The organism is Silanimonas lenta DSM 16282, assembly GCF_000429065.1.
Lineage (GTDB): Bacteria > Pseudomonadota > Gammaproteobacteria > Xanthomonadales > Xanthomonadaceae > Silanimonas > Silanimonas lenta.
In genome coordinates this window covers 1-26,350 of sequence record NZ_AUBD01000009.1, presented here as the reverse complement: position 1 = coordinate 26,350, position 26,350 = coordinate 1, and the positions used below count along the sequence as shown (strand labels likewise).

The following is a 26,350-nucleotide window of genomic DNA, read 5'->3' as shown; positions in this document are numbered from 1 at the left end:
CTCACCGCGCCCGCTGCAGGTCGTCGATCATCGCCTTGAGGAAACGCGCGGCCTCGCCGCCGGTGGCGGCGCGGTGGTCGAAGGTGAGCGAGAGCGGCAGCAGGCGATGCGTCTCGATGCCGCCCAGCACCGGCACCACGCCGTGGTAGAGCCGGCCGGCGGCGACGATGCAGACGCAGGGCGGCACCACGACGGGGGTGGCGTACTTGCCGGCGAACTTGCCGAAATTGCTCAGCATGATGGTGTAGCCGGAGAGGGTCTCGGGCGGCAGCGAGCGGTCCTTGAGGCCATCGCGCAGGCGGCTGATGCCGGCGCGCATCGCCGCCGCGTCCATGCGCTCCGCCCCGCGCAGGGTGGCGACGAAGAGGCCGTCCGGATGGTCGATGGCGATGCCCACGTCCACCCGCGAATGGCGCCGGAGCGTGCCTTCCCTCGCATTGAGCCAGGCATTCATCGCCGGCTCGGCGGCGCTCGCCACCACGAGGGCGCGGACGAGCCGCACGGTGATGTCCTCGCCCGGGGCCCAGGCATGCAGGTCGGCATCGTCCATCAGGGTGGTGGGCACCACCTCGGCATGGGCTGCGGCCATGCTGCGCACCATGTTGCGGCGCACGCCGCGGATCGGGGCATCGGTGTCGAAGCCCGCCTCGGCAGGCTGCCCGGCACGATCCGGTGCCGAGGCGGTGGCGGAGGCTTGGGGCATGGCCCGCGCCGTGGCCGGCGCCGGGGCTTCACCACGTTCGGCGGCGCGCTTCACGTCGGCCAGGGTCACCACGCCATCGGCCCCGCTCGGGGCCACGCGCGCGAGGTCGATGCCCAGCTTCTTCGCCAGCGCCCGCACCGCCGGCACCGCCTTCACGCCGCCGATGGCCACCGCGGCCTCACGGCGCACTTCGCCCGAGGCCTGCATGGCGCCCACCACGGTGCCGGCATCCTCGCGTGGCGGCGTGGGCGAGGGCGTGGGCGCGGCCGGCGCCGGCGCGTGCCCACCGCCATGCCCATGCCCGGTGTCGTGGCCGGTGGCGCGCTGCGGCAGGCTGGGGTCGATCTCGAACTCGGCCAGCCAGGCCCCGGTGGCGATCACGTCGCCGGGCTTGCCGGCCACCCGCAGGAGCGTGCCGGAGCAGGGCGCAGGCACCTCCACCACGGCCTTGGCGGTTTCCATCGAGACCAGCGGCTCGTCGAGACGCACCTTCTGGCCGATGGCCACGTGCCACTCCACGATCTCGGCATCCGGCAGGCCTTCGCCGAGGTCGGGCAGGAGGAACAGCTGGGTCGTGCTCATGCGGGCTCCAAGGCTTTCAGCTCACCGCCAGGGTGCGGCGCACGGCGGCGACGATCTTCTCGACCGAGGGCAGGTACTTCATCTCGAGGCGGAACAGCGGGATCGGCACGTCGTAGCCGGTCACGCGCTCGACCGGGGCGACGAGGTCGTACATGGCGTGCTCGGCGAGCCGCGCGGCGATTTCGGCGCCGAAGCCGGCGGTGCGGCAGGCCTCGTGCACGATCACGCAGCGGCCGGTCTTGCGCACCGATTCATGGATGGTGTCGAAGTCGAGCGGTTTCAGCGTGGCAACGTCGATGACTTCCGCGCTGATGCCCTCGGCAGCAAGCTGTTCGGCGGCCTCCAGGCACTCCTTCACCTGCGCGCCCCAGGTGACCAGCGTGACGTCGGTGCCGTCGCGAAGGACGAAGCAGACATCGAGCGGCAGGGCCTCGCCGTCGTCGGGCACTTCCTCCTTGTACTGGCGGTAGAGGCGCTTGGGCTCGAGGTAGATCACCGGGTCCGGGTCGCGGATGGCAGCGAGCAGCAGGCCATAGGCGCGCTGCGGCGAGGAGGGCATGACCACACGCAGGCCGGGCACGTTGGTGAACATGGCCTCGTTGGCTTCGGAATGATGTTCCGGTGCACGGATGCCGCCGCCCCAGGGCACGCGCAGCACCATCGGGCAGGTGAGCCGGCCGCGGGTGCGGTTGCGGAAGCGCGCGGCATGGCAGACGAGGTGGTCGAGCATCGGGTAGACGAAGCCGTCGAACTGCACTTCGGCCACCGGCCTCATGCCCTGGGTGGCAAGGCCCACGGTGAGCCCGGCGATGGTGGTCTCGTCGAGCGGGGTGTCGAGCACCCGGTCCATGCCGAAGCGCAGCTGCAGGCCGGCCGTGGCGCGGAACACGCCGCCGTTCACGCCCACGTCCTCGCCCAGCACCAGCACGCTGGGGTCGTTGGTCATCTCGTAGGCCAGCGCCTGGGTGATGGCCTCGATCAGGGTGATCGCGGGTGTCGTCTCGGCGCTCATCGGCGGGCCTCCCACTCGATGGCGTCCTCGCGCTGGGCGGCGAGGTCGAGCGGCAGGGTCTCGTAGAGGTGGTCGAACATGTCGGTCACCGGGGGCGGCGGCACGGCGAGGTAGGCGTTCACTTCCTCGTCCACGCGGCGGTTGCATTCCTCGCGCCAGGCCAGTTCCTCGGCCTCGCTCCATACCCCGAGGCCGGTGAGGTAGGTGCGCATCCGCACCAGGGGCTCGCGGGTCCAGGCCGCCTTCACCTCCTCGTCGGGGCGGTAGCGGCGGGCATCATCGGCGGTGGTGTGGTCGGAGAGACGGTAGGTCACCAGTTCCAGCACGCTGCCGCCATGCCCGGCGCGGGCGCGCTTCAGGGCATGGTCCATGGCGGCGCGCACGGCGATCAGGTCGTTGCCGTCCACCTGCACGCAATCGAGCCCGCCGGCCAGGCCCTTCTGCGCCAGGGTGCGGGCGCCGGTCTGGGCCTTGCGCGGCACCGAGATCGCCCACTGGTTGTTGATGATGCAGAGCACGAAGGGCAGGCCGTAGGCACCGGCGGCATTGATGGCGGCATAGGTGTCGGTCTTGGAGCTGCCGCCATCGCCCACGCAGGCCACCGCCACCCGCGGTTCGTCGCGCAGCTTGAAGGCCAGCGCCGCGCCGGCGGCATGCAGGCACTGGGTGCCGATCGGCACGCACCAGGGGTAGTCGTGGGCCGGGCCGGAGAAATGGTTGCCGCGCTCGTCGCCGCCCCAGTACAGCAGCACCTCGCGTGGCTTCACCCCGCGCACGAACTGGGCGCCGTACTCGCGGTAGCTGGGAGCCAGCACGTCGTCGATCTGCATGGCGCTGCCGATGCCGATGTGCGCGGCCTCGTGGCCAAGGCAGCTGGCGTAGGTGCCGAGCTTGCCGGTGCGCTGCAGGGCCACGGCCTTGGTGTCGAAGGCGCGCACCAGCAGCATCTGCTTGAACAGGGCCAGCAGGACCTTGGGGTCGCGGGCGAAATCGGGCAGGTCCTCGCGGAGCAGGCGCCCGTCCTCGCCGAGGTACTGGACGTAGTCGATCTCGAAGGTCGCCGCCGTGCGCATCGCCGCCTCCCGCCGAAGGGACCTGCTTGATAGCAGGCCGGGCCCGGAAAGAACAAGGCCCGGCGGTGCCGGGCCTTGTCTGTTGCGGCGCAATATCGCCTGCGCTCAGCGGCCGCGGCCGACGCGGATGCGGGCGCTGGCGGCGGCGCGGTTGTTCTCCGGCCGCAGGTCCGGGCGGCTGCCCTGCAGCATGGCCTCCACGCTCACCGTCTCGTCGCCGTCGAAATCGCGCGGCAGGGCGGTGAGCAGCAGCGGCGGCAGCAGGGTGGCGGGCACCTCGGCCACCGGGAAGCGGCAGCTGAGGCGCACGCCGGTGGCGAGGGGCTGGCGTGTGCAGTCCCAGCCCAGGCTGAGCACCGGGCCGAGCATGCCGGACGGGCCGCGGAACGTGATCTCGAGCCGCACGTCGGCGGCGCGGCCGGGGCCGGCGTTGGCGGGCGCCACGGCGAAGGTGGCGGTGGGCGAGACCTTGCCATTGCCCGAGGTGGCGACCAGCACCGCCACCATCAGGTCGGCCGGGGCCTGGGCCGGCACGCTGACCGAGGCCGAGGCGAGGTTGTCGGCGCTGGCCGGGTCGACGCTCAGGGCCTCGAGGCTGGCCTCGAGCGACAGGGACTGACCTTCGCCGAGGCGGCCGGCGGGCACGCGCACCTCGACATCGGCGCCGCTGCCGCTCGCCAGCGACTCGCGGCGGCACTCGGCCTCGCCGCGGCCGGCCACGGCGCGGAAGGGCTCGCAGCTCCAGCCGGGGGCGGACACGCTGGCCTCGGCCACCAGGCGGTCCAGCACCAGGCGCAGGCGCGGCAGGCTGGCGGCATCCGGGCCACGGTTCATGACGCGGACGCCGAAGGCGAAGGCAGCGCCGGCCGCCACGTTGGCCGGGGCCTCGACCGCCACGCCGAGGTCGGCGGTGCGGAAGCTGCCTTCCACCAGGCGCACCACCACCGGGTCGTGGTCGGAGGTGCGCACCGGGCCCTGGCCGAAGCGGGTCTCGGAGAAGTCGGCATTGATCGCCGCGTGGGCGCTCTCCACCGCCAGGCTGCCGCGCAGCACCGCCTCGTTCACCACCACGTGGTCGAGCGACTGGGCATTGCCGTCGAAGGTGAAGGAATAGCGCTCGGCCGGCGGGGCGAGGGTGGTGAGGGTGGTGAGCGGGCGCGTCACCGGGCTCGGCACGTGCAGCAGCACTTCGCCGGGGCCGGCGGCGCGGCCGGTGAGGATGCCCATCACGTCGACGAGGCCGTCGCTGAACTCGTAGGCATTGAAGTCGCCCACCAGCACCAGCTTCCCGTTCGGTTCGGCCAACTGCCGCGCCTCGATCCACTCGGCGAGATACCGGGCCTGGGCCGCACGCTTGGCGCGCACGCGCTCGCCCACCGTAGCCCAGCCCTGCGAGCCGGCAGCGGTGTCGTTGGAGCCGATCAACGAACGCAGATGGTTGACCACGAAGGTGAGCGGCACCTGGCTACCGTTGGTGGCGTTCACCTCGAGGCGCACCGCCAGCGAAGGGCGATCATTGAGCAGTTCAGTACTGCCATTGGCGTTGGTGAAGAGAGTCTCTTTGCCGATCTGCTCGAGCGAGAGCACGCGCACGCGCGGGGTGCCGGGGCGCACCTCGCGGGTACTGACCAGCACACCCACGTCGATGCCGCCCACGTCATTGCCCTCCAGCAGGTGGGCCTGGTACTGCGGGTTTGCCGGGCAGGCGCCGGAGAGGTTGGTATTGATGGCCTCGGCCAGCTTCTCGAGGGCGTTGAGGTTCTCCACCTCGACCACGCCGAGCACGTCCGGGGTCTTCAGGAAGCGGCAGATGGCCTCGCTGGTGTCGCGCAGCCGGGCCTGGAAGGCCACCGGGGTCAGCACCGGCTCATTGATGCCGGGGTCGTCGACGTCGTCGAAGAAGCGCAGCAGGTTGAAGCTGCCGAGGCTCAGGGCATCGGCCGGGGCATCCGGCACCGCCTTCGGCGCCGGGCCGCCGGGCAGCAGGCCGGTGGCATCGCCCGCCAGCTGGCCGGGATCGGGCAGCAGGGTGTAGACGCCGCTGCCGTAGTCGAGCACGCCGGTGAGCGAGGGCAGCGGCGTGCCGGCATCGGCCACGGCGCGGGCGGCGCCAAGCTGGCCATCGCTGTCGATGCGCAGGCGCTCGGGGTTGGTGTCGAAGCGCGGCACGCCGGCCGGGGCGCTGGCGGCGATCACGGCGGTGACCGGGATGCCGGGTTCGCGGAAGGGCCGCGGCACGCCGGCGCGCACGGCGAAGAAGATGCCATCGGAACCGGTGACGGTGGCGGTGCGCTCATTGAGGAAGGCGCCGGAAGGGGCCACGGTCACCAGCGGCCCGGTGGCCACGCGCATGAACTCGTAGCGCTCCAGGGCCTCCAGCGGGCCGCCGGCGGCGAGGTCCTCGGCGCGCAGCGGCACCGCCGCGGGCAGCGGCTGGTTGCTGGCGCGCAGGCTGACCTGCACGCTCACTCCGCCGCCGCCGGTGATCTCGGTGATCGGACGCTGGTTCGGGGCCGAGGCCGGCACGAACTCCACCACCCGGCCGGAGACGCGCACCCGGTTGCCCACCTCGACGGCGGGGAACACGGTGCTGCCGGTGAAGACGAACAGGCCTTCCGAGGTGGCGGGGTCGCCGTCGTCCTCGCCATCGGCGGTCTGGAGGAAGAAGCCGTTGCTGCGGCGGGCGGTGACGATGCCCTCGGTCACCACCACCTGGCCTTCCAGCGGCGAGGTGCTGCCGCTGCCCTGGATGGCGTGGATCGGCACCAGCACGATGTCGTCGTTGCGGATGGTGCCGGTGGCCTCGCCGCGCTCGACGCTGGCGCCTTCCACATTGCTTACACGGACGAAGAAGGTCTCGTCCGGCTCCGGCACCGCATCGCCGATGAGCTGCACGTCGAGGAAGGCCTCGCGGCCGCCCTCGGCGATCTCGAGCCGGGCCTGGGTGGCGATGTAGTCCTCGCCGGCCACGGCGCTGCCGTCGGCGGTGGCCACGTCGAAGCGCACGCCGCCGGCCGGAGCCGGGGCGCTCAGGCGGAAAGTGAAGCGCAGCAGGCTGCCGCTGGCATCGCCCTCCTCGATGGCGACATCGGCCACCGAGAGCGCCGGGATCACCGGGCCGCCGCAGGGGGCCGCGGTGGTGGCGCTGTTGCGCGGCGCCGGGGCGGCCACGTCGAAGTCGGCGGCATTGTTGCCGGTATCGGTGCAGCCCGCGCCCTTGCGCAGGGCCGCGGTGGCATTGCCCAAGGTGGCCGTGGGCGCGGTCTCGGCGCAGTTGGTGCCGGCGCCGAAGCCGACGAAATCGATCACCGCACCACCGAGCGGGCAGGCGCCGGAGAGCGTGGTCTGGTTGCCCACCAGCGCCACTTTGCCGGCGCCCGCGGCCATCGCGATGCTGCCCGTGGCATCCGGCGCGGGCAGGGCGGGGGCGGCGGTGTTGCTGCCGTCGGCCTGCTTCACCAGGTAGTACTGCCCCGGCGCGATCGAGCCCGAGAGATTGGTGCGCTGCCAGCTGGTGCCGGTGCTGGAGGCGTACTGCACCGACCAGCCCTCGAGGCTGACGTTCTCGCTGCCGGCATTGAACAGTTCGACAAAGTCGCTGCGCAGCGGGGCGCCGGAGTTGCCGCCGCCGCCATAGACCTGGCTGATGACGACCTGGGCAGGGGCGGCAAGCGGCAGGACGAGCAGGGCGGCGCCCAGCAGGGCGAGCGGGCGGGGGCGGAAGGGCCGCATCGGGGAGTCCTTGGCAGAAGCGCGGGGCGGGGTGGGGCGGGCAGGGGCAAAACCGTGCCGGGGATCGCGGATTCTACGGATCCTCATGACGTTTTGTTTACCGCCCATTCAGCCCGTTCCCGATGGCAGCGGCCTTTTCCGGGCCTGGGGCAGCCCCGAGGCCCTAGACTTTCCGCCTCCGCCCCCGCCTGCCTCCCATGTCCGAGTCCCTGCGCCCCCTCGAAGCCGGCATCACCACCGACCTGCGCGACCGCCTCACCTATGCCGGCTACCTGCGCCTGGATCTCGTGCTGGCCGCCCAGCAGCCGCGCAGCGCCCCGGACAACCACGACGAGCTGCTGTTCATCGTCCAGCACCAGACCTCGGAGCTGTGGATGAAGCTGATGATCGCCGAGCTGCGGGCCGCCATCGGCTGCCTGCGCGAGGACCGGGTGGACCATGCCCTGAAGATGCTGGCGCGGGTGAAGCACGTGCAGCGCCAGCTGGTAGAGCAGTGGAGCGTGCTCGAGACCCTCACGCCGAACGAGTACGCGCGCATCCGCCCGCACCTCGGGCCCTCTTCCGGCTTCCAGTCGCTGCAGTACCGGATGATCGAGTTCCTGCTCGGCAACAAGCATCCGGCCATGCTGGCGGTGTTCGAGCACGCCCCGGCCGACCATGCCGCCCTGCGCGCGGTCTTCGAGGCCCCCAGCCTCTACGACGAGGCCCTGCGCTTCCTCGCCCGCCGCGGCCACGCGGTGCCGCCCGACCTGCTGGCCCGCGATGTGCGTGAGGCGCACCGCCGCCGCGAGGACCTGGTGCCGGTGCTGGCGCGCATCTACGAGGACAGCGCCGCCCACTGGGATGCCTACCACCTCTGCGAGTCGCTGGTAGACATCGAGGTGAACCTGCAGCTCTGGCGCTTCCGCCACCTGAAGACGGTGGAGCGCATCATCGGCTACAAGCCGGGCACCGGCGGCAGCTCCGGCGTGGGCTTCCTCAAGCAGGCCCTCGACATCAGCTTCTTTCCCGAACTGTTCGACGTGCGCACCGCCCTCGGAGGCGGCTGACCCAAGGCGGGTCGGAAGGGGCAGGGCGGGGCCATGGTCGCCGCGGCTGCTAGGATCGGGCCCCATCCCCATGCCAGACCGCCGGGAGGCCCCACCGCATGACCGCCGCCACTTCGCCCGCGCCCACGCCCGAACCGGCGCGCGGCTGGATCGCCCGCAGCCTCGACCTCGTCGAGCGCGTCGGCAACAGGCTGCCCGATCCCGCCGTGCTGTTCCTGCTGCTGATGTTCGCCGCCTGGGCGGTGAGCTGGGCCCTGTCCGGCATCCAGTTCACCGAGACCGATCCGCGCACCGGGCAGGCGCTCGTCGTGAAGAACCTGCTGGCCGGCGAGTCGATCACCGCCTTCTTCGCCACCATGGTGAACACCTTCACCAGCTTCCCGCCGCTCGGCGTGGTGCTGGTGGCCATGCTCGGTCTCGGCGTGGCCGAGCACACCGGCTTCATCAATGCCGTACTGCGCGGCGCCATGGCGGTGACCCCGCGCAGGCTGCTCACCCCGGCCCTGATCGCCGTGGGCATCCTCAGCCACATCGCGGTGGACGCCGGCTACGTGCTGGTGATCCCGCTCGGCGCGGTGATCTTCTATGCCGCCGGGCGCCACCCGCTGGCCGGCATCGCCGCCGCCTTCGCCGGCGTCTCCGGCGGCTTCTCCGCCACCATGGGCATCCCCTCCAGCCTCGATCCGCTGCTGGCCGGCCTGACCCAGACCGCGGCGCATCTCGTCGATCCCTCGGTCACCGTCAACCCGCTCAACAACTTCTACTTCACCACCGCCTCCTCACTGCTGATCATCCTCGTCGGCTGGGCGCTCACCGACCTCGTGATCGAGCCGCGGCTCAAGGCCACGGCGGTGGACGGCGACCCGGCGGAACTGCCGACTCAAGCGCCGCTCGAGGCCCATGAGAAGCGCGGCGTGCTCGCCGCCTTCCTCGCCATGGCGGCCACCGCGCTGCTGTTCCTGCTCACCGTGCTGCCCGAGACCTCGCCCTGGCGCGCTCCGGCCGGCACGCCGCTGGCGGAAGGGCAGAGCAACCTGCTGGTCAGCCAGGCGCCGCTGATGCAGTCGATCGTGCCGCTGATCTTCGTGTTCTTCCTCGTCCCCGGCATCGTCTACGGCCTCGCCGCCGGCACCGTGAAGACCCACCGCGACATCGTCGCCGGCATGAGCAAGGCGATGGGCGGCATGGGCTACTACATCGTCATGGCCTTTTTCTGCGCCCAGTTCATCTATGCCTTCGGGCAGTCGAACCTCGGCGCCCTGCTGGCCATCAAGGGCGCCAACGCCCTGCGCGAGATGGGCCTGCCGCTCGGGGTCACCCTCACCGGCATCGTGCTGCTCTCGGGCCTCGTCAACCTGCTGGTGGGCTCGGCCTCGGCGAAGTGGGCCCTGATCGGCGCGATCATGGTGCCGATGCTGATGCAGCTCGGGGTCTCCCCCGACCTCACCCAGGCCGCCTACCGCGTCGGCGATTCCACCACCAACATCATCACCCCGCTGCTGCCCTATTTCCCGCTGATCGTGGTGTTCTGCCGGCGCTACGTGAAGAACAGCGGCATCGGCACCCTGGTCGCGCTGATGCTGCCGTACTCGATCACCCTGATGGTGGCGTGGACGGCCTTCCTGCTCGCCTTCTGGGCGCTGGACCTGCCGCTCGGCGTGGGCGCGAGCTACACCTACCTGCCGCCGGGCGGCTGAGCCGCCCCGGACGAGGGGATCGCCCGGCGGCCGCGCCGCATTGACGCGCCGCGGTTTGACGCCGCTTTACACAACGGTTACACCTTGGCCGCCCCGGGGGCTGGGTTGGCCCCCGGTTTTTCTTTGTCACGGGGGTAGACCGCATGGGCGGTGCAGTGAAACACGAGGCGGAGGGCTTCACGCCGCCGCCGGCCGGGGAGTTCCTCGGCCATCCGAAGGCGCTCTGGAACCTGTTCGGGACCGAGTTCTGGGAACGCTTCATGTACTACGGCATGCGCGCCATGCTGGCGGTGCATGTCGCGGCGGCGTTCTTCGCCCACCTCTCGGGGGCCGAGGCGCGCGAGCAGGCCAGCCTCACCTATGGCGGTTTCACTTCGCTGGTCTACATGACCGGCATCCTCGGCGGCTTCATCGCCGACCGCATCCTGGGCTACCAGCGCTCGATCATGCTGGGTGGCGTGCTGATGGCCATCGGCAGCTTCATGCTGATGGCGCCCGATCTCACCACCTTCGTCGCCGGCCTTGCCGTGATCGTGGTCGGCAACGGCCTGTTCAAGCCGAACATCTCCACCATGGTGGGCAAGCTCTACGCGCCGGGCGACGTGCGCCGCGACTCGGGCTTCACCATCTTCTACATGGGCATCAATGCCGGTGCCTTCGTGGCGCCCTTCGTCTGCGCCTCCTACATCGGCCAGACCTACGGCTACCGCTGGGGCTTCTTCTCCGCCGGCATGGGCATGCTGCTCGGCCTGATGGTGTTCCAGGCGGTGAAGGGCTGGCTCGGCCGCGTGGGTACCGCCCCGGCCGGCCAGGAGGGCTTCGGCCCGGTGCTGAAGGTGGCCGTGGGCGCCGCCCTGCTGGTGGTGCCGGTGTACTTCCTGCTCAGCCAGTCGGACGTGCTGGGCGGCCTGCTGATCGCAATGATGCTGGGTCTGGCGGCCTACTTCGTCTACAGCGGCATCCGCAGCGGCGAGAAGGTGCAGCTGCACCGCTACCTCGCCATGCTGATCCTGTTCCTCGCCAACATCCTGTTCTGGGCCCTGTTCGAGCAGGCCGGCTCCTCGCTCAACTTCCTCGCCCAGGACCATGTGCGGATGCCGGACGTGTCGATCTTCGGCTGGACCCCGACCTTCGAGGTGTTCCAGGCGGTGAACCCGATCTTCATCATCCTGCTCGCGCCGCTGTTCGCCACGCTCTGGGTGAAGCTCGACAAGGCCGACTGGAACCCCTCGATTCCGCGCAAGTTCGCCTATGGCCTCGCCGGCGCGGCGCTCGGCTTCTACGTGCTGGTGTTCGCCATCCGCCACTTCGCCGACGCCAACGACAGCATCAGCTGGGTCTGGCTCACCCTCACCTACCTGATCCACACCATGGGCGAGCTCTGCCTCTCGCCGATCGGGCTCGCCATGGTCACCAAGCTGGCACGGCCGCAGGAAACCGGGCTTGCCATGGGCGGCTGGTTCCTCTCGATCGCGATGGCGAACTTCGTGGCCGGGCGCATCGCGGCCATTGCCTCGGGCAGTGGCGGGCATGGCGAGGCGGCCGGTTCGCTGGCGCAGTACGCGGCCACCTTCGACCAGCTGTTCTGGCTCGGCATCGTGATCGCGCTGCTGTTCTTCCTGTCAGCTCCGCTGATCAACCGCCTGATGCACGGGGTGAAGTAAGGCGCCGGCTCAGGCCTCGCCGCCGGGCGAGGCCTGGGCTCCGTTGCCGCTGCGGGCGCCGGCCGGGTCGCCGGCGGCGGCCCGGCACTCCCGCCGGTGTTCGGCCGTCACCTGCTCCATCCGCGCCAGCAGCCGGTCCAGGGCCTGGCGCTCGTCCACCCGCAGGGCGCCGAGCAGGCGCTGCTCGTAGGCCAGGGCCCGGGGCGCCACGTCCTCGTACACCGCCCGTCCCGCCTCGGTGAGGCGCAGCACGCTCTTGCGCCGGTCGTCGCCGTCGATGTCGCGCTGGATGCGGCCGGCATCCAGCAGGGCCGAGACCGCGCGGCTCACCGCCACCTTGTCCATGGCCGTGCGCTGGGCCACCTCGGTGGCCGAAAGGCCGGGGCGGCGGGCCAGCACGGCGATCACCCGCCATTCCGGAATGGCCATGTCGTAGCGCGTCTCGTAGAGCTGCGCGATATCGGCGCTGATGCGGTTGGAAAGGACCGAGAGGCGATAGGGCAGGAAGCGTTCGAGATCGAGCATCGGTGGCTGCGCCGGGGCGCCAGTTGCATGTGGTTTCAAATGAAACTATAACGGGCGCTGAAAGTGCGTCAGCCCCCGTCCCCAGCCCCGGAGCATGCCATGAACGCCACTCCCGCAATGGCCACGCCGAACCTCGGCATGAATGTCACCACCTTCGAGAACCCGATGGGCATCGATGGCTTCGAGTTCGTCGAGTTCTCCGCCCCGGCGGGGCAGGGCGAGGCCCTGCACGCCTATTTCCGCGCCATGGGCTTCACCGCGGTGCGCCGCCACCGCACGCGGCCGATCACGCTCTACAAGCAGGGCGGGGTGCATTTCCTCGTGAACGAGGATCCCGACAGCTTCGCCGCCGATTTCGCCCGTGCCCACGGCCCCTGCGCCTGCGGCTTCGCCATCCGTTTCCGCAAGAATGCCCACGAGGTGCAGGCCGCGGCGCTGGCCGCCGGCGGCGAGCGGGTGGCCCGTGAGGACACCCGGGCCATCGACCGCCCGGTGATCCAGGGCATCGGCGGCTGCATGCTCTATCTCGTGGACGACTACGGCAGCCTCGAGTCCATCTACCGAGACTATGCGCCGATCCCGGGCGCCGACCAGGCCCCGAAGGGCTTTGGCCTCACCTTCATCGACCATCTCACCCACAACCTCTACTTCGGCAACATGCAGAAGTGGAGCGACTACTACGAGAAGCTGTTCAACTTCCGCGAGATCCGCTACTTCGACATCAAGGGCGTGAAGACCGGCCTGGTCTCGAAGGCGATGACGGCGCCCGACGGCATCGTGCGCATCCCGCTCAACGAGTCTTCCGACCCGAAGTCGCAGATCAACGAGTACCTCGACCAGTACAAGGGCGAGGGCATCCAGCACATCGCCTGCTTCACCGACGACATCTACGCCACGGTCGAGGCGATGCGCGCGCAGGGCATCGAGTTTCTGCATACGCCCGACACCTATTTCGAGGTGATCGACGAGCGCATCCCCAACCACGGCGAGGACGTGCCGCGGCTGGCGAAGAACAAGATCCTGATCGACGCCGACCCGGAGACCAAGACGCGCAAGCTGCTGCAGATCTTCACCCAGAACGCGATCGGCCCGATCTTCTTCGAGATCATCCAGCGCAAGGGCAACGAGGGCTTCGGCGAGGGCAACTTCCAGGCGCTGTTCGAGAGCATCGAGCGCGACCAGATGCGCCGCGGCGTGCTCTGAGGGAAGGCCGCCATGTCGCTTGCCTACCTTTCCGGCTTCGGCAACGAGTTCGCCAGCGAGGCCCTGCCCGGCGCCCTGCCGGTGGGGCGGAACTCGCCGCAGCGCTGCCCCTACGGGCTGTATGCCGAGCAGCTCTCCGGCACGGCCTTCACTGCGCCGCGCCACGCCAACCGCCGCAGCTGGCTCTACCGCATCCGTCCCGCCGCCATGCACGGCGCCTTCGGGCTGCTGCCCGAGGGGCGCTTCCACAACGCCTTCGGCGCCGGCCCGGTCTCGCCCGAGCAGATGCGCTGGAACCCGCTGCCGCTGCCCGAGGCGCCTACCGACTTCCTCGACGGCCTTTACACCATGGCCGGCAACGGCGGGCCGGAGGCCGGTACCGGCATCGGCATCCATGTGTACGCCGCCAACCGCTCGATGCAGGGGCGCTACTTCTACGATGCCGACGGCGAGCTCCTGATCGTGCCGCAGCAGGGCCGCCTGCGACTGCGCACCGAGTTCGGCGTGCTCGAGGTCGAGCCCCAGGAGATCGCCTTGGTGCCGCGCGGCATCCGCTTCATGGTGGAACTGCCGGACGGCGTGGCCCGCGGCTATGTCTGCGAGAACTTCGGCGCCGCCCTGCGCCTGCCCGACCTCGGCCCGATCGGCAGCAATGGCCTTGCCAACCCGCGTGATTTCCTCGCCCCGGTGGCGGCCTGGGAAGACGTGGAAGGCGATTTCGAACTGGTGGCGAAGTTCCAGGGCCGCCTGTGGCGCGCCGCGATCGGCCACTCGCCGCTCGACGTGGTGGCCTGGCACGGCAACCACGTGCCCTGCAAGTACGACCTGCGGCGCTTCAACACCATCGGCTCGATCAGCTTCGACCACCCGGACCCGAGCATCTTCCTCGTGCTCACCAGCCCCAGCGACACCCCGGGCGTGGGCAACATGGACTTCGTGATCTTCCCGCCGCGCATCCTGGCGATGGAGGACACCTTCCGCCCGCCCTGGTTCCACCGCAACGTGGCCAGCGAGTTCATGGGCCTGATCCATGGCGCCTACGACGCCAAGGCCGAAGGCTTCGTGCCGGGCGGCGCCTCGCTGCACAACAGCTTCACCGGCCACGGCCCGGATGCCGAGACCTTCGAGAAGGCCAGCGCGGCCGATACCTCGGTGCCGCATTACATCCGCGACACCATGGCCTTCATGTTCGAATCGCGCTTCGTGCTCCGGCCCACCGCCCAGGCGCAGGCGGCCGCCCACCGCCAGCGCGACTATCTTGCCTGCTGGGCCGGCCTGAAGAAGCACTTCACCAAGGACACGCCATGAAGCTCGGATCCCTGAAGGAAGGCGGCCGCGACGGTACGCTCATCGTCGTCTCCCGCGACCTCGCGCGCGCCGTGCGCGTGCCGCACATCGCCCCTACCCTGCAGCGGGCGCTGGAGGACTGGTCGAACACCGCGCCGCGCCTGAACGGCGTGTCGGAAGCCCTCAATGCCTCGAACGCGCAGACCATCGACGGGCACGAGGTGTTCGCCCTCGACATGGCGGCCCTGGCCGCCCCGCTGCCGCGGGCCTACGAGTTCGTCGATGGCTCTGCCTATCTGCCGCACGTCGAGCGGGTGCGCCGCGCCCGCGGCGCCGAGGTGCCGGAGAGCTTCTACACCGACCCGCTGATGTACCAGGCGGTGAGCGCCGGCTTCTATGGCCCGCGCGACCCGGTGCTGGTGCGCGACGAGGCCTATGGCATCGACCTCGAGGCCGAGGTGGTGGTGGTCACCGACGACGTGCCGCATGGCGTTTCGGTGGAGGAGGCCGCCCGGCACATCCAGCTCATCGGGCTCGTCAACGATGTCTCCCTGCGCAACCTGATCCCGGCGGAACTGGCCAAGGGCTTCGGCTTCCTGCAGAGCAAGCCGCGCTCGGCCCTGAGCCCGGTGTTCGTCACCCCGGACGAGCTCGGCGAGGCATGGCGCGACAACAAGGTGCACCGGCCGCTGCTCACCCACATCAACGGCCAGTGGTTCGGCGCCCCGGAGGCCGGCGAGGACATGCAGTTCGACTTCGCCCAGCTGATCGCCCATGCCGCCAAGACCCGGCCGCTCTCGGCCGGCACGATCGTCGGCTCGGGCACGGTGGCGAACCAGAGCACCGACCGGGGCGCCAGCTGCTTTGCCGAGCTGCGCACCATCGAGACCCTGCGCGACGGCAAGCCGTCCACGCCGTTCATGAAGTTCGGCGACACCGTGCGCATCGAGATGCTGGATGCCGAGGGCCGCTCGATCTTCGGCGCCATCGAACAGGTCATCGCCCGGCAGCCGTGAGCGCATCGCGCTAGGCTTGGCGGAAGCAGGCGGGGCAGGGAAGGGGGCGGTGGCCCCGGGCCCCGCCGGGAGACGAGGCATGGTCAGCGGCGGCGGACTCAGGCTGTATTCCTACTGGCGTTCCAGCGCGGCCTACCGCGTGCGGATCGCCCTCAATCTCAAGGGCCTCGACTACCAGCTGGTGCCCGTGCACCTGGTGCGCGACGGCGGCGAACAGCATGCGCCGGGCTACCGGGCGGTGAATCCGCAGGGCCTGGTGCCGGCCCTGCAGCATGGCCAGCGCCTCATCCGGCAGTCGATGGCCATCATCGAGTACCTCGACGAGACCTTCGCCGACCAGCCCCTGCTCCCTGCCACCGCCCGTGAGCGGGCGCGGGTGCGGGGTCTGGCGCAGGTCATCGCCTGCGACATGCACCCCCTGGGCAACCTGCGCGTGCTGCAGTACCTCGAGCGCGAGTTCCGGGCCACGCCGGAGCAGCGCGAGGCCTGGATCCGCCACTGGCTGGCGCTGGGCTTCGCCGCCATCGAGGCCCTGCTGGCCGAGAATCCCTCCACCGGCGAGTTCTGCGACGGCGACCAGCCGGGGCTGGCCGACTGCCTCTTGGTGCCGCAGCTCTACAACGCCCGCCGCTTCGGCCTCGACCTCGACCCCTACCCCACGGTGCGGCGCATCGAGGCGCGCTGCCTCGAACTCGAGGCCTTCCGCCGGGCCGCGCCCGAGGCGCAGCCGGACGCCCCCGCCGCGGCCGGCTGAAGGCCGCGGCTTCGGCGCGGCGCCGGCTCAGTGGCCGAAAGCGCCCCCCGCCCCGCCGCCGCCGAAGACGTCGGCATAGGGGTCGTGCTCGGCCGAGGCGCCTTCCGAGAGGCGGATGCGCAGGGCGAGGCCGTCGCGCGAATCGGCCTTGCGCAGGGCCTCCTCGAGGTCGATCCGGCCTTCCTTGTACAGCCGGAACAGCGACTGGTCGAAGGTGTGCATGCCGGCTTCCAGCGACTTTTCCATCGCCTCCTTGATCTCGTGGATCTGCCCGCGGCGGATCAGGTCGCGGATCATCGGCGTGTTGATCAGGATCTCCGAGGCCGGCAGGCGCTTGCCGTCCTTGCCGATGACGAGACGCAGCGAGATGACGGCCTTCAGGTTCAGGGCCAGGTTCATCAGGATGTTCTTGTGCGCCGCTTCGGGGAAGAAGTTGAGGATGCGCTCCAGCGTCTGGTCGGCGTTGTTCGAGTGCAGGGTGGCAAGGCAGAGGTGGCCGGTCTCGGCGAAGGCGATGGCCGATTCCATGGTCACGGAATCGAGGATCTCGCCGATCAGGATCACGTCCGGCGCCTCGCGCATGGCGTTCTTCAGCGCATTGTGGAAGGCGTGGGTATCGAGGCCCACCTCGCGCTGGTTGACGATCGACTTCTTGTGCGTGTGCAGGAACTCGATCGGGTCCTCGATGGTGAGGATGTGGCCCGTCGAGTTGGTGTTGCGGTAGTCGATCATCGAGGCCAGCGCGGTCGACTTGCCCGAGCCGGTGGAGCCCACCACCAGCACCAGGCCGCGCGGCTCCATGATGATGTCCTTGAGCACCGGCGGCAGCTGCAGCTGCTCCAGGGTGGGCACCACGCTCTTGATGGCGCGGATCACCATGCCCACCTCGCCGCGCTGCTTGAACACGTTGACGCGGAAGCGGCCGGCGTCCTTCACCGCGATGGCCATGTTGTACTCGAGGTCGCGCTCGAACTGCGGCACCTGCCCCTCGTCCATCAGCGAGTAGGCGATCTTCTTCACCATGCCGGCCGGCAGGCCGGTGTTGCCGAGCGGGTAGAGCTTGCCTTCGACCTTGATGTACACCGGCGCGCCGGTGGTGAGGAACATGTCGGAAGCGTTCTTCTCCGTCATCAGCTTCAGGAAATAGCCGATGTCCATGGGTGGCAGGCTCCTCGTGGCCGTTGCTTTACCGGGGCGGGCTTTTGAGAATAGCCCCGAACCCACGCCAAAAGCGACTCCGAAACCCATGACCCGCAACGCCCCCGCCGGCCTTGCCGCCGCCCTCGCCGCCGCCCTGTTCCTGGCGGCCTGCGCCAGCGTTCCGCCGCCCACTGCCGAGCTCGCCGCCGCCGAGCGCGGCATCCGCGAGGCCGAGGCCCGCCAGCCGCGTGGCGCGGCGCAGCAGGCCCTGACCGAAGCCCGGCTGCGCCTTGCCACTGCCCGGGAGGCCTCCGCCCGCGGCCGCCAGGTCGAGGCCCTGGTCGCCGCCCGCGAGGCCGAGGCCGCCGCCGCCCATGCCGCTGCCGAGGCGCGCCGCGCCGCGCTGGAGGAGGAGGTCGAATCGAAGGCCGTGCGCAATGCCGAGCTGCGCCGCCGCCTGCTGGTGCAGGGGGGCTGAGCCATGGCGATCCGTCTCCCGCGCTCCGCTTTCCTGGTGGTCGCCTTCGCCCTCGTCCAGGGCCTGCCGCTCGCCGCCGCCGAGCGCGTCGATCCCGAACTCGCCCGCCTGCAGGCCGAACTGGCCCGGCTGGAGGCCGATGCCCAGTACGCCGGCCTTGCCGGAGTCGAGCGCCTGAAGGCCCAGCAGGCCCTGCAGGCCCTGGCCGAGGCCCGGCGCAGCGAGCGCGCCAGTGCGCTCTACATCGCCGAGCAGCGGGTCCGGGCCGCCTTCGCCGCCGCCCGTGCCGATGTCCTGGCGCAGCGCTCGGCCGAGCTCGACCGCGAGCGCGACCAGATCATGGTCGAGGCCAGCCGGCGCGAGGCCGAGAATGCCCGCCGCGAGGCCGAGCGCCTGCGCCTGCAGGCCCTCGCCCGGCAGGAAGAGGCCGCCCGCCTCGCCGAGGAGGCCGAGGCCGAGCGCACGGCCCGGGCCGAAACCTTCGCGCTCGCCGAGAAGGCCAGGGCCGATGCCGAGCAGGCCCGCCGCCTCGCCGCCACCCGCGCCCGCGAGGCCGAGCTGGCCCGCCAGGAAGCCGAGCTCGCCAGCCAGCTGGTGGCCGAGGCCCTGGCCGCCGACGCCCCGCTGCCGCCCTCGCGCCAGGTCGGCCCGGCCACCGTCTACACCCTGGCCGGCAGCGCCTTCGCCAGCGGCCGGGCCACCCTCACCACCGAGGCCAATGCCAGCCTCCGGCGCCTTGCCCGCGAGATCGGCAACCGCAGCGTCGAGGTCGTGGGCCATACCGACGGCCAGGGCGCGGCCCAGGCCAATCTGCAGCTCTCGCAGCGCCGGGCCGAGGCGGTGGCCGCCATCCTCAAGGAGTCCGGGGCCACCGGCCCCATCCGCACCGTGGGCCGCGGCGCCGCCGAGCCAGTGGCCGACAACGCCACTGCGGAAGGGCGGGCGAAGAACCGCCGGGTCGAGATCATCGTGCGCTGAGAACGTTAGTTCCGGGTGATGGCCTCCGCGCCCTTGCGTTAAGCGCCGCAGAACCGCGACACCGCGCTTGCCCCCTGCCGGGGGCAGGCGTAGCGTCGGATTCCCAAGGGGCATCTTCCCCTTGGCCAACGAGGCAGGTCGAGGAGGTCATTCCATGTTCGAAGGTCAATCCCCCGCCGACGTCGAGGCGCTGATCAAGTCCGATCCCGAGTTCCGCCAGCTCTACCGCCATCACCAGCAGCTCAACAGCAAGGTGATGGACGCCGAGCTCGGCGTGCTCCCGATCGACGACTTCACCCTCGCCCGCATGAAGAAGGAAAAGCTGCTGGCGAAGGACCGGCTCACGCGCATGCTCGCCCGAACGCGGCATTGACCCCGGGCGCGATGGCAAGCGCAACGGCCCGCCCAGTGCGGGCCGTTGTGTTTCGCACGAACGGAAGGAATGGAGCCGCTGTTACAATCCGGGCCCGTTTCCCCCCACGGCCCGTGCCCATGCCCGTCCACCAGAGCGTCCTCGAACTCGTCGGCAACACGCCCATCGTCCGGGCCCGCCGGCTCGATACCGGCCTCTGCGAGCTCTACCTGAAGCTGGAATGCATGAACCCGGGCGGGTCGATCAAGGACCGCATCGGCGTGACCATGATCGAGGCCGCCGAGCGCGCCGGGAAGATCCAGCCGGGCGCCACCCTCGTGGAAGGCACGGCCGGCAATACCGGCATCGGCCTTGCGCTCGCCGCCCAGCAGAAGGGCTACCGCCTGGTGCTGGTGGTGCCGGACAAGATGAGCCGCGAGAAGATCTTCAACCTCAAGGCCATGGGCGCCGAGGTGATCCTGACGCGCTCCGACGTGGCCAAGGGCCATCCCGAGTACTACCAGGACCTTGCCGCGCGCATCGCCGAGGAAACGCCGGGTGCCTACTTCATCAACCAGTTCGGCAACCCCGACAACCCGCTCACCCACGAGACGGTGACCGGCCCCGAGATCTGGGCGCAGATGCAGGAGGTGGGGGGCATGGATGCCATCGTCTTTGGCTGCGGCAGCTCGGGCACCATGACCGGGCTCTCGCGCTTCTTCGCCAGGGCCGCGCCGCAGGTGGAACTGATACTGGCCGACCCGGCCGGCTCGATCCTGACGAAGTACATCAACGAGGGCATCCTCGACACCAAGTCGGGCAGCTGGCTCGTCGAAGGCATCGGCGAGGACTTCCTGCCCAGCATCGCCGACTTCTCCCGCGTCAAGAAGGCCTATGCCATCTCCGACCGCGACAGCATGCTGGCCGGCCGCGAGCTGCTGCTGAAGGAGGGCGTGCTGGGCGGGTCCTCCTCCGGCACCCTGCTGGCCGCCGCGCTGCGCTACTGCCGCGAGCAGACCACACCGAAGAAGGTGGTGGTGTTCGTCTGCGACACGGGCAACAAGTACCTGTCGAAGATGTACAACGACTACTGGATGCTCGACCAGGGCTTCCTCGAGCGCCCGCAGCACGGCGACCTGCGCGACCTGATCCTGCGCCCCTACGCCCAGCGCGACACCATCGTGGTGGGGCCGAACGACGCCCTCACGGTGGCCTACCAGCGCATGAAGCTCTACGACGTTTCGCAGCTGCCGGTGATGGACGGCGAGCGGATCGTCGGCATCCTCGACGAGAGCGACGTCTTGATGCACGTGCATGCCGACGAGGCGCGCTTCCGCGATCCGGTTTCCACCGCCATGGTGACCAAGCTCGAACTCGTCGACATGCGCGCTCCGATCAACAGCCTGATGGGCGTGTTCGAGCGCGGCCATGTCGCCATCGTGATGGATGGGCCGAAGTTCCTCGGCCTCATCACCCGCATCGACTTCCTCAACTACCTGCGCCGCAAGGTGCAGTGAGGCAGCGCCGACTCGGCGCACCGCAAGGACGAACCATGAACGAGAAAGCCCTCGGCTTTGGCACGCTGGCCATCCATGCCGGCCAGCAGTCCGACCCTTCCACCGGCGCGGTGATGACGCCCATCTACGCCACCTCCACCTATGTGCAGGAAAGCCCCGGTGTGCACCAGGGCTACGAGTACTCGCGCAGCCACAACCCCACCCGCTTCGCCTACGAGCGCTGCGTGGCGGCGCTGGAGGGCGGCAGCCGGGGCTTTGCCTTTGCCTCCGGCCTGGCGGCCTCGTCCACCATCCTCGAGCTGCTGGACTCCGGCAGCCATGTGGTGGCCATGGACGATGTCTACGGCGGCACCTACCGCCTGTTCGAGCGCGTGCGCCGGCGCAGCGCCGGTCTCGACTTCTCCTGGGTGGATCTCTCGGACCTCGCTGCCTTCGAAGCCGCCATTAGGCCCAACACCCGGATGGTGTGGATCGAGACGCCCACCAACCCGACCCTGAAGCTGGTGGACATCGCCGCCGTGGCTGAGCGTGCGAAGAAGCGCGGTCTCATCGTGGTGGTGGACAATACCTTCTGCTCGCCGGCCCTGCAGCGCCCGCTGGAACTCGGCGCCGACATCGTCATGCACTCGGCCACCAAGTACATCAACGGCCACAGCGATATCGTCGGCGGGCTTGCCGTGGTCGGAGAGCGCGCTGACCTCGCCGAGCAGATGGCCTTCCTGCAGAACGCCGTGGGCGGCGTGCAGGGGCCTTTCGACAGTTTCCTCGCCCTGCGCGGCCTCAAGACCCTGCACCTGCGCATGAAGGCGCACTGCGAGAATGCGCAGGCGATCGCCGAGTTCCTCGAGCGCCATCCGGCGGTGGAGCGCGTGGCCTATCCCGGCCTCAGGGCGCATCCGCAGTACGCCCTTGCCCAGCGGCAGATGAAGGGGCCGGGCGGCATGGTGAGTGTCTGGCTGAAAGGGGGCTTCGGGGCGGCGAAGCGCTTCATGGAGCGCACCGAGCTGTTCGCCTGCGCCGAGAGCCTGGGCGGCGTGGAGAGCCTCGCCAACCACCCGGCGGTGATGACGCACGCCAGCGTGCCACCCGAGCGCCGCGCCGCGCTCGGCATCGACGACAACCTCGTGCGGCTGAGTGTGGGGGTGGAGAATGTGGGGGATCTGATCGAGGAGCTCGGATGCGCACTCACCTGATTTCCGGGGGCAACATGGACACCGGGACCCTCCGGAAAAACTGCCAAGGACTCGGGGTGGATCGATGAATCTGGCCGGATTCAGCAGGAATGAGTGGGATCTTTTCCGCGCCCTGGCGCTCCGTGACATCCGCAAGCGGTATACCGAGACACTTCTTGGGGCGTCGTGGGGACTCCTCGTCCCCTTGGTGATGCTGGCAATTTATACGATCATTTTCAGTGAGATCTTCAAGGCCAAGTGGGGAGGGCTTGAGGTTGCAGCGAAAACGGACTATGCCGTTATTCTGTTCGTGGGGCTGATCATTTACGGGATCTTTGCTGAATCCGTGGCGCGCGCCCCGTCGTTGATCGTCTCCCAGCCGAATCTGGTGACGAAAGTCGTGTTCCCCTTGCGGCTGCTTCCGATGGTGGCCGTTAGCACCTCGCTTTACAGTGCTCTTGTTTCTCTCGTCCCCCTCCTCGTCTTTCTTGCATTTTCCAGCTTTGGTCTGCACCTGGAGGCGCTTCTTGCTCCTCTTCTCTTGATTCCGACAATTGCCTTCGTGCTGGGGTTCACATTTCTCTTTGCATCGCTCGGTGTTTTTCTTCGGGATGTCGACCAGTTTGCAGCGCTGTTTGCACGAGTAATGCAGTACCTGACTCCCGTTCTTTATCCCTCGGAGATTTTTCCCGAGCCGATCCGGTCGGTGATGCGCGCCAGCCCGCTGGCAGTGCAGGTGGAACAGCTGAGAGACCTGATCGTGTTCGGGAAACTCCCGGACTGGTCGGATTTCGGTGTTTCTGCAGTGATCTCGTTCCTGGTATTCCTTGCGGGTTACTGGTGGTTCCAGCGTACCCGGCGGGCGTTTGCTGATGTCATCTAACCTGCCTTCGATCGAGATAGATGCGGTCTCCAAGGTTTACCGCGTCTACGAAAAGCCTTCAGACCGTCTACGCCAGATGCTGGGCTCGGGCATAAGAGCATCCCTTCCGCGCCGGATCAGTGGACGCTGGCAGTCCAGATCGTTCGGCAGGGAATTCTGGGCACTCCAGGACGTCAGTTTCCAGGTCCAGAAGGGGGAGTCTTTCGGTATCCTGGGGCGAAATGGAGCGGGCAAATCGACGTTGCTCCAGCTGATCGCCGGGACTCTCCAGCCCACCTCCGGATGCGTGAAGGCGAGGGGTAGGATTGGTGCGCTACTCGAATTGGGAAGTGGTTTCAATCCTGACTTCACTGGCCGTGAAAACGTTTACATGAATGCCATGATCCTCGGGTTGACCAAGTCGGAGGTTGATGCGCGTTTCGACGATATCGCAATGTTTGCAGACATCGGGGAGTTCCTCGATCAGCCTGTGAAAACATATTCGAGCGGCATGATGCTGCGGCTTGCATTTGCCGTGCAGACTCAGATTCGCCCCGAGATCCTGATCATCGACGAGGCGCTGGCCGTCGGTGATGCGATCTTCCAGAAACGCTGCCTCGCCAAGTTGCGATCGCTGGTGGACGATGGGTGTACCTTGCTTTTCGTTTCGCATGACCAGGAGACCATTCGGACCATGACATCGCGCAGTCTCCTGCTCAGGGATGGCAGGGTGAGTGCCTGCGGTCCTTCTTCCGAAGTCGTACTGGAGTATCGAAGGCAGCAACATGCCGATGAGAGCGACTATTTCACGCGGATGGCGATTGCCAGGGGCAATGGGGATGGCTCAAGAAGTGTTGATGCTGCGGCGGATATTGCTCCGGCAGCCGATGTGGATCTGAGGAATGCCTTTGGAGACTTCGATGCTTATATCGTTGGGGTTTCAGTCCGGAATGAGGCTGGTGAAAGAGTGGGTTACTTTATCCCCGGCGACCTCGTTCGGATTTTCGTTACCGTTAGATGCAATCGGGATCTCCAGAACCTGAATGTCAACATCAGGATCAGGAACAAGGAGGGGGTGAAGCTCTATTCTTGGGGGACGCTCAACCAGGATATCCATCGCTGGGCGATTGGGGATGAGAGGGAGATATTCTGGGACAAGTCGTTCTCTGCCGGGCAGGTCGTAGAAGTCGAATTCGAGTTCCGGTGCACCCTTGGTGTGGGTTTCTACGAGGTCCAGGCCTCCGTCTCTGAGGAAAAAGATCGTTACTACGCGGAGCAGCGGATGCTGCATTGGCAGGACGAAGCGGCATTCTTCCAGGTGGGGATGCTTCAGCGTGAGTACCGGTTTGGGGGCGTTGCAGACCTCAGGATGTGCGCGCGCTGGCGGGGTGCTCCAGAATGACCCGTCGTCTGTCTGATCCGGAAGTGATCACCCAGCGGTTTTTGCGTGCTACCGGGCAAAGGCGGGTGCTGGTGCTTGGCGATGGTGCAAAATCTGTCGCCACTGCTCTGCGTCTGCGTGGCGTGATCGCCGAGTCGCATGAGGGACACGAATTCCCCATCAAGGCGATCGCCAAGGCGAGAGGCTTCAGTCTGCTATGGCTTGCCGCCACTGCTGTCGGTCTGGAGGCTCGAGTCAAGGCGCTTCTTGCCGGTTTGCCTGTTTTCGAAACCATCACGATCGCCGTCTTCGACGTACTGCCATGTGTGTCGCAACGTGACGTGGTAGAGGCTGCTTTTATTTCTGCAGGCTTCCGAAAGACTCTGGCGGCACTGGAGCTTTCCCCGTATTCCGCCCTTGATCATTTTCCGCCTGAGTCATGGTGGGTTTTTGAGCGGATTCCAGATGCATTGGCAAGCGCCTACCCTCTCGAAGCATTGAAGGAAGAACGGGATCTTCATATGGACATGACGCGCGAGGCTGGGCGCCGTTCGGATGCCCATCTCGTGCGCTATCTCGAGGCTTCTCGGTTCGTCAGGCCTGGGGATGTGGTTCTCGATGCGGCATGCGGCCTCGGATACGGATTGCATAGTCTGGCGCAGGGGAGTCGAGCTTTCGAACTCCTCGGGGTGGATGAAAGCGAGTACGCAGTCAGATATGCTTCTACTGCATTTTCTCCCCCCCCTGGCATACGAATGTCTTTCCGTCGGGGAGATGCCGAGAACCTTTCTTTTGTGGGGTCTTCCAGCGTCGACTTCATGGTTTCCGTCGAGACGTTGGAACATCTCTACCATCCGGAGAGACTTGTCGCGGAGGCATATCGCGTTCTCCGTCCTGGTGGGCGGTTGTATGTGAGCGTTCCAAATCTTTGGGTGGATGAGACCGGCAACGATCCGAACCCGTTTCATCACCATGTCTATGACTGGTCGAAGCTGCGAGAGCAACTTGTCTCGGGCGGTTTCATCATTGAGCGGGCCTGGCTGCAGGATGCTGGTGGCGGCATGCGGCGTACGCATGAGCCCCGAGGAATCAGTGAGTTCGACGTCAGTGGGGAGCCTGCTACAGACGGGGAGTGGATACTTGCGCTCGCCATCAAGCCACTTTCCGAATCCGGCCGTGCGACGGCTGCCCGCAAAAAAGGGAGGGGGATACCGAACATCATCGCGTTCTCGAGGGACTACGACGATGATGCGCTGGTCAAGACCGTGGTTTCGATCGGGCTTCGGGCTTCGACTCCATCTTCGCTGGATGCGCTGGTTTCCCCGTTGCTTGGCTCGGTGCGTCCAGACTCTGCTGATCGTGGCGCACTTTTGTGCGTTTCAGCATATCGGGCGCTTTCCAGGATTCATGAAGCTTCTCCAGATCAGCGTTTGATCCAGGAGTGCGAGGCCTATCTTGAGTGCCCGGTTGAAACGCCCACCCACTACCGGTGGTTCATAAGCATCCGCTATGTCCTGGCGTTGATTGCGATGGCCGAGGGGGCATGGGCGCGTGCGGAGCGATTGCTCACAAGCACTGCGCAGATGGATCCGCTTCGCTATAGCCCGCTGATCGCGACGAAGACGATCGGTGCCTGCGTTCTTCTTGGTGACATGGCCTCGTCGAGGGGCAAGGCGGATGTTGCGCGTCGCTGGTGGCGTAAGGCGATTTCCGAGTGTGAGCGTGTCCTTCGGCTGGCACGGTGGCGGGAGGTGATCGGGTCGCCGAATGCCCCAGAAACGTTCGGGATGCCCGAACTTGCCGAGGTCATTTTTATCGGTGCACGTGCTGCCGGTTCTCTCCGGGCTCTCTCGGAGACATCGGGCCGTACTGCGATTGCATGGCGTCTTGCGAACCAGACCCCTGCAGAGGAGCGCCTTCTTCACCAGGTAGAGGTGGCGGAGCTTCGCGCATGGATCGCGCAGCTCCAGCACGGTCTGAAAATTCTTGATTCTGAGAGGAGTAAAGACCGCGAATGGAGCAGTAGCCTCGAAGAAGGTAAGGCATGGCTCGAGTCCCAGATGCAAGCCTGGAAGGCCGAGGCAGAGGCGATTTCGAAGTCGTCCAGTGAGATCCAGACTCAACTCCGCGAGCATTTGTCGGAGCGCGAGGCGGCGGTGGCCTGGCTGGAGGG

20 protein-coding genes and 1 pseudogene are annotated in these 26,350 nt (G+C 68.1%); 15 read left to right on the top strand and 6 right to left on the bottom strand.

Going from position 1 to position 26,350, the window contains the following annotated elements:
* Nucleotide 1: 1 nt before the first annotated feature.
* The 4 genes from G408_RS0105545 to G408_RS13325 form a co-directional block, all read right to left on the bottom strand.
* Nucleotides 2-1,285, bottom strand: coding sequence for a dihydrolipoamide acetyltransferase family protein (locus G408_RS0105545; RefSeq protein ID WP_028770294.1), 1,284 nt, complete (start codon nt 1,283-1,285; stop codon nt 2-4).
* A gap of 16 nt (nt 1,286-1,301) precedes the next feature.
* Nucleotides 1,302-2,297 (bottom strand): alpha-ketoacid dehydrogenase subunit beta, encoded by a 996-nt coding sequence (locus G408_RS0105540; RefSeq protein WP_028770293.1) that lies wholly within the window; start codon nt 2,295-2,297, stop codon nt 1,302-1,304.
* Nucleotides 2,294-3,370, bottom strand: a complete 1,077-nt coding sequence (gene pdhA, locus G408_RS0105535; RefSeq protein WP_028770292.1) for a pyruvate dehydrogenase (acetyl-transferring) E1 component subunit alpha — start codon at nt 3,368-3,370, stop codon at nt 2,294-2,296. The genes G408_RS0105540 and pdhA overlap by 4 nt, the downstream gene beginning before the upstream one ends.
* Before the next feature lie 105 nt (nt 3,371-3,475).
* Complete coding sequence (locus G408_RS13325; RefSeq protein WP_051282656.1) at nt 3,476-7,102, bottom strand: lamin tail domain-containing protein; 3,627 nt, start codon at nt 7,100-7,102, stop codon at nt 3,476-3,478.
* A gap of 197 nt (nt 7,103-7,299) precedes the next feature.
* Between G408_RS13325 and G408_RS0105525 the strand changes: the two genes are divergently transcribed.
* The 3 genes from G408_RS0105525 to G408_RS0105515 all read left to right on the top strand — a co-directional run bounded on the left by G408_RS0105525 (nt 7,300) and on the right by G408_RS0105515 (nt 11,512).
* Nucleotides 7,300-8,151 carry a tryptophan 2,3-dioxygenase gene (locus G408_RS0105525; RefSeq protein WP_028770291.1) on the top strand — a complete coding sequence of 284 codons (852 nt, stop codon included), beginning with the start codon at nt 7,300-7,302 and terminating at the stop codon, nt 8,149-8,151.
* 98 nt (nt 8,152-8,249) lie between these two features.
* Nucleotides 8,250-9,848, top strand: a complete 1,599-nt coding sequence (locus G408_RS0105520) for an AbgT family transporter (RefSeq protein ID WP_028770290.1) — start codon at nt 8,250-8,252, stop codon at nt 9,846-9,848.
* A 155-nt stretch (nt 9,849-10,003) separates the two neighbouring features.
* On the top strand, nt 10,004-11,512 hold the full coding sequence (locus G408_RS0105515; RefSeq protein ID WP_028770289.1) for a peptide MFS transporter: 1,509 nt from the start codon (nt 10,004-10,006) through the stop codon (nt 11,510-11,512).
* Nucleotides 11,513-11,629: 117 nt separating this feature from the next.
* Here the strand turns inward: G408_RS0105515 and G408_RS13320 are convergent.
* Nucleotides 11,630-12,037 (bottom strand): annotated as a pseudogene (locus G408_RS13320) (MarR family winged helix-turn-helix transcriptional regulator); the annotation flags it as partial.
* Nucleotides 12,038-12,136: 99 nt separating this feature from the next.
* On the opposite strand from G408_RS13320, the gene hppD reads away from it, so the two are divergent.
* The 4 genes from hppD to maiA all read left to right on the top strand — a co-directional run bounded on the left by hppD (nt 12,137) and on the right by maiA (nt 16,297).
* The gene (gene hppD, locus G408_RS0105505; RefSeq protein ID WP_028770288.1) at nt 12,137-13,240 is read left to right on the top strand and encodes a 4-hydroxyphenylpyruvate dioxygenase; all 1,104 of its coding nucleotides are present in this window, start codon (nt 12,137-12,139) and stop codon (nt 13,238-13,240) included.
* A 12-nt stretch (nt 13,241-13,252) separates the two neighbouring features.
* Complete coding sequence (gene hmgA / locus G408_RS0105500; RefSeq protein WP_028770287.1) at nt 13,253-14,548, top strand: homogentisate 1,2-dioxygenase; 1,296 nt, start codon at nt 13,253-13,255, stop codon at nt 14,546-14,548.
* Complete coding sequence (locus G408_RS0105495; RefSeq protein ID WP_028770286.1) at nt 14,545-15,543, top strand: fumarylacetoacetate hydrolase family protein; 999 nt, start codon at nt 14,545-14,547, stop codon at nt 15,541-15,543. The genes hmgA and G408_RS0105495 overlap by 4 nt, the downstream gene beginning before the upstream one ends.
* Nucleotides 15,544-15,622: 79 nt before the next feature.
* A complete protein-coding gene (gene maiA / locus G408_RS0105490) occupies nt 15,623-16,297 on the top strand; it encodes a maleylacetoacetate isomerase (RefSeq protein WP_028770285.1) in 675 nt (224 codons plus the stop codon).
* A 27-nt stretch (nt 16,298-16,324) separates the two neighbouring features.
* Here maiA and G408_RS0105485 read toward each other — a convergent pair whose 3' ends face one another.
* Nucleotides 16,325-17,455, bottom strand: a complete 1,131-nt coding sequence (locus G408_RS0105485) for a PilT/PilU family type 4a pilus ATPase (RefSeq protein WP_028770284.1) — start codon at nt 17,453-17,455, stop codon at nt 16,325-16,327.
* Nucleotides 17,456-17,543: 88 nt separating this feature from the next.
* Between G408_RS0105485 and G408_RS13315 the strand changes: the two genes are divergently transcribed.
* The 8 genes from G408_RS13315 to G408_RS15260 form a co-directional block, all read left to right on the top strand.
* Nucleotides 17,544-17,915 (top strand): DUF4398 domain-containing protein, encoded by a 372-nt coding sequence (locus G408_RS13315; protein ID WP_037412461.1) that lies wholly within the window; start codon nt 17,544-17,546, stop codon nt 17,913-17,915.
* A gap of 3 nt (nt 17,916-17,918) precedes the next feature.
* Nucleotides 17,919-18,893 (top strand): OmpA family protein, encoded by a 975-nt coding sequence (locus G408_RS0105475; RefSeq protein WP_028770283.1) that lies wholly within the window; start codon nt 17,919-17,921, stop codon nt 18,891-18,893.
* A gap of 154 nt (nt 18,894-19,047) precedes the next feature.
* On the top strand, nt 19,048-19,266 hold the full coding sequence (locus tag G408_RS0105470) for an HP1242/YdcH family protein (RefSeq protein WP_028770282.1): 219 nt from the start codon (nt 19,048-19,050) through the stop codon (nt 19,264-19,266).
* A 119-nt stretch (nt 19,267-19,385) separates the two neighbouring features.
* On the top strand, nt 19,386-20,762 hold the full coding sequence (locus G408_RS0105465; RefSeq protein ID WP_028770281.1) for a pyridoxal-phosphate dependent enzyme: 1,377 nt from the start codon (nt 19,386-19,388) through the stop codon (nt 20,760-20,762).
* 35 nt (nt 20,763-20,797) lie between these two features.
* On the top strand, nt 20,798-21,955 hold the full coding sequence (locus tag G408_RS0105460; protein WP_028770280.1) for a cystathionine gamma-synthase: 1,158 nt from the start codon (nt 20,798-20,800) through the stop codon (nt 21,953-21,955).
* 64 nt (nt 21,956-22,019) lie between these two features.
* The gene (locus G408_RS0105455) at nt 22,020-22,817 is read left to right on the top strand and encodes an ABC transporter permease (protein ID WP_028770279.1); all 798 of its coding nucleotides are present in this window, start codon (nt 22,020-22,022) and stop codon (nt 22,815-22,817) included.
* Nucleotides 22,807-24,198 (top strand): ABC transporter ATP-binding protein, encoded by a 1,392-nt coding sequence (locus tag G408_RS0105450; protein WP_028770278.1) that lies wholly within the window; start codon nt 22,807-22,809, stop codon nt 24,196-24,198. Before G408_RS0105455 ends, G408_RS0105450 begins: the two co-directional genes overlap by 11 nt.
* The coding region (locus G408_RS15260; protein WP_156890064.1) for a class I SAM-dependent methyltransferase at nt 24,195-26,350 on the top strand (2,156 nt) is incomplete at its 3' end. The genes G408_RS0105450 and G408_RS15260, both read left to right, overlap by 4 nt.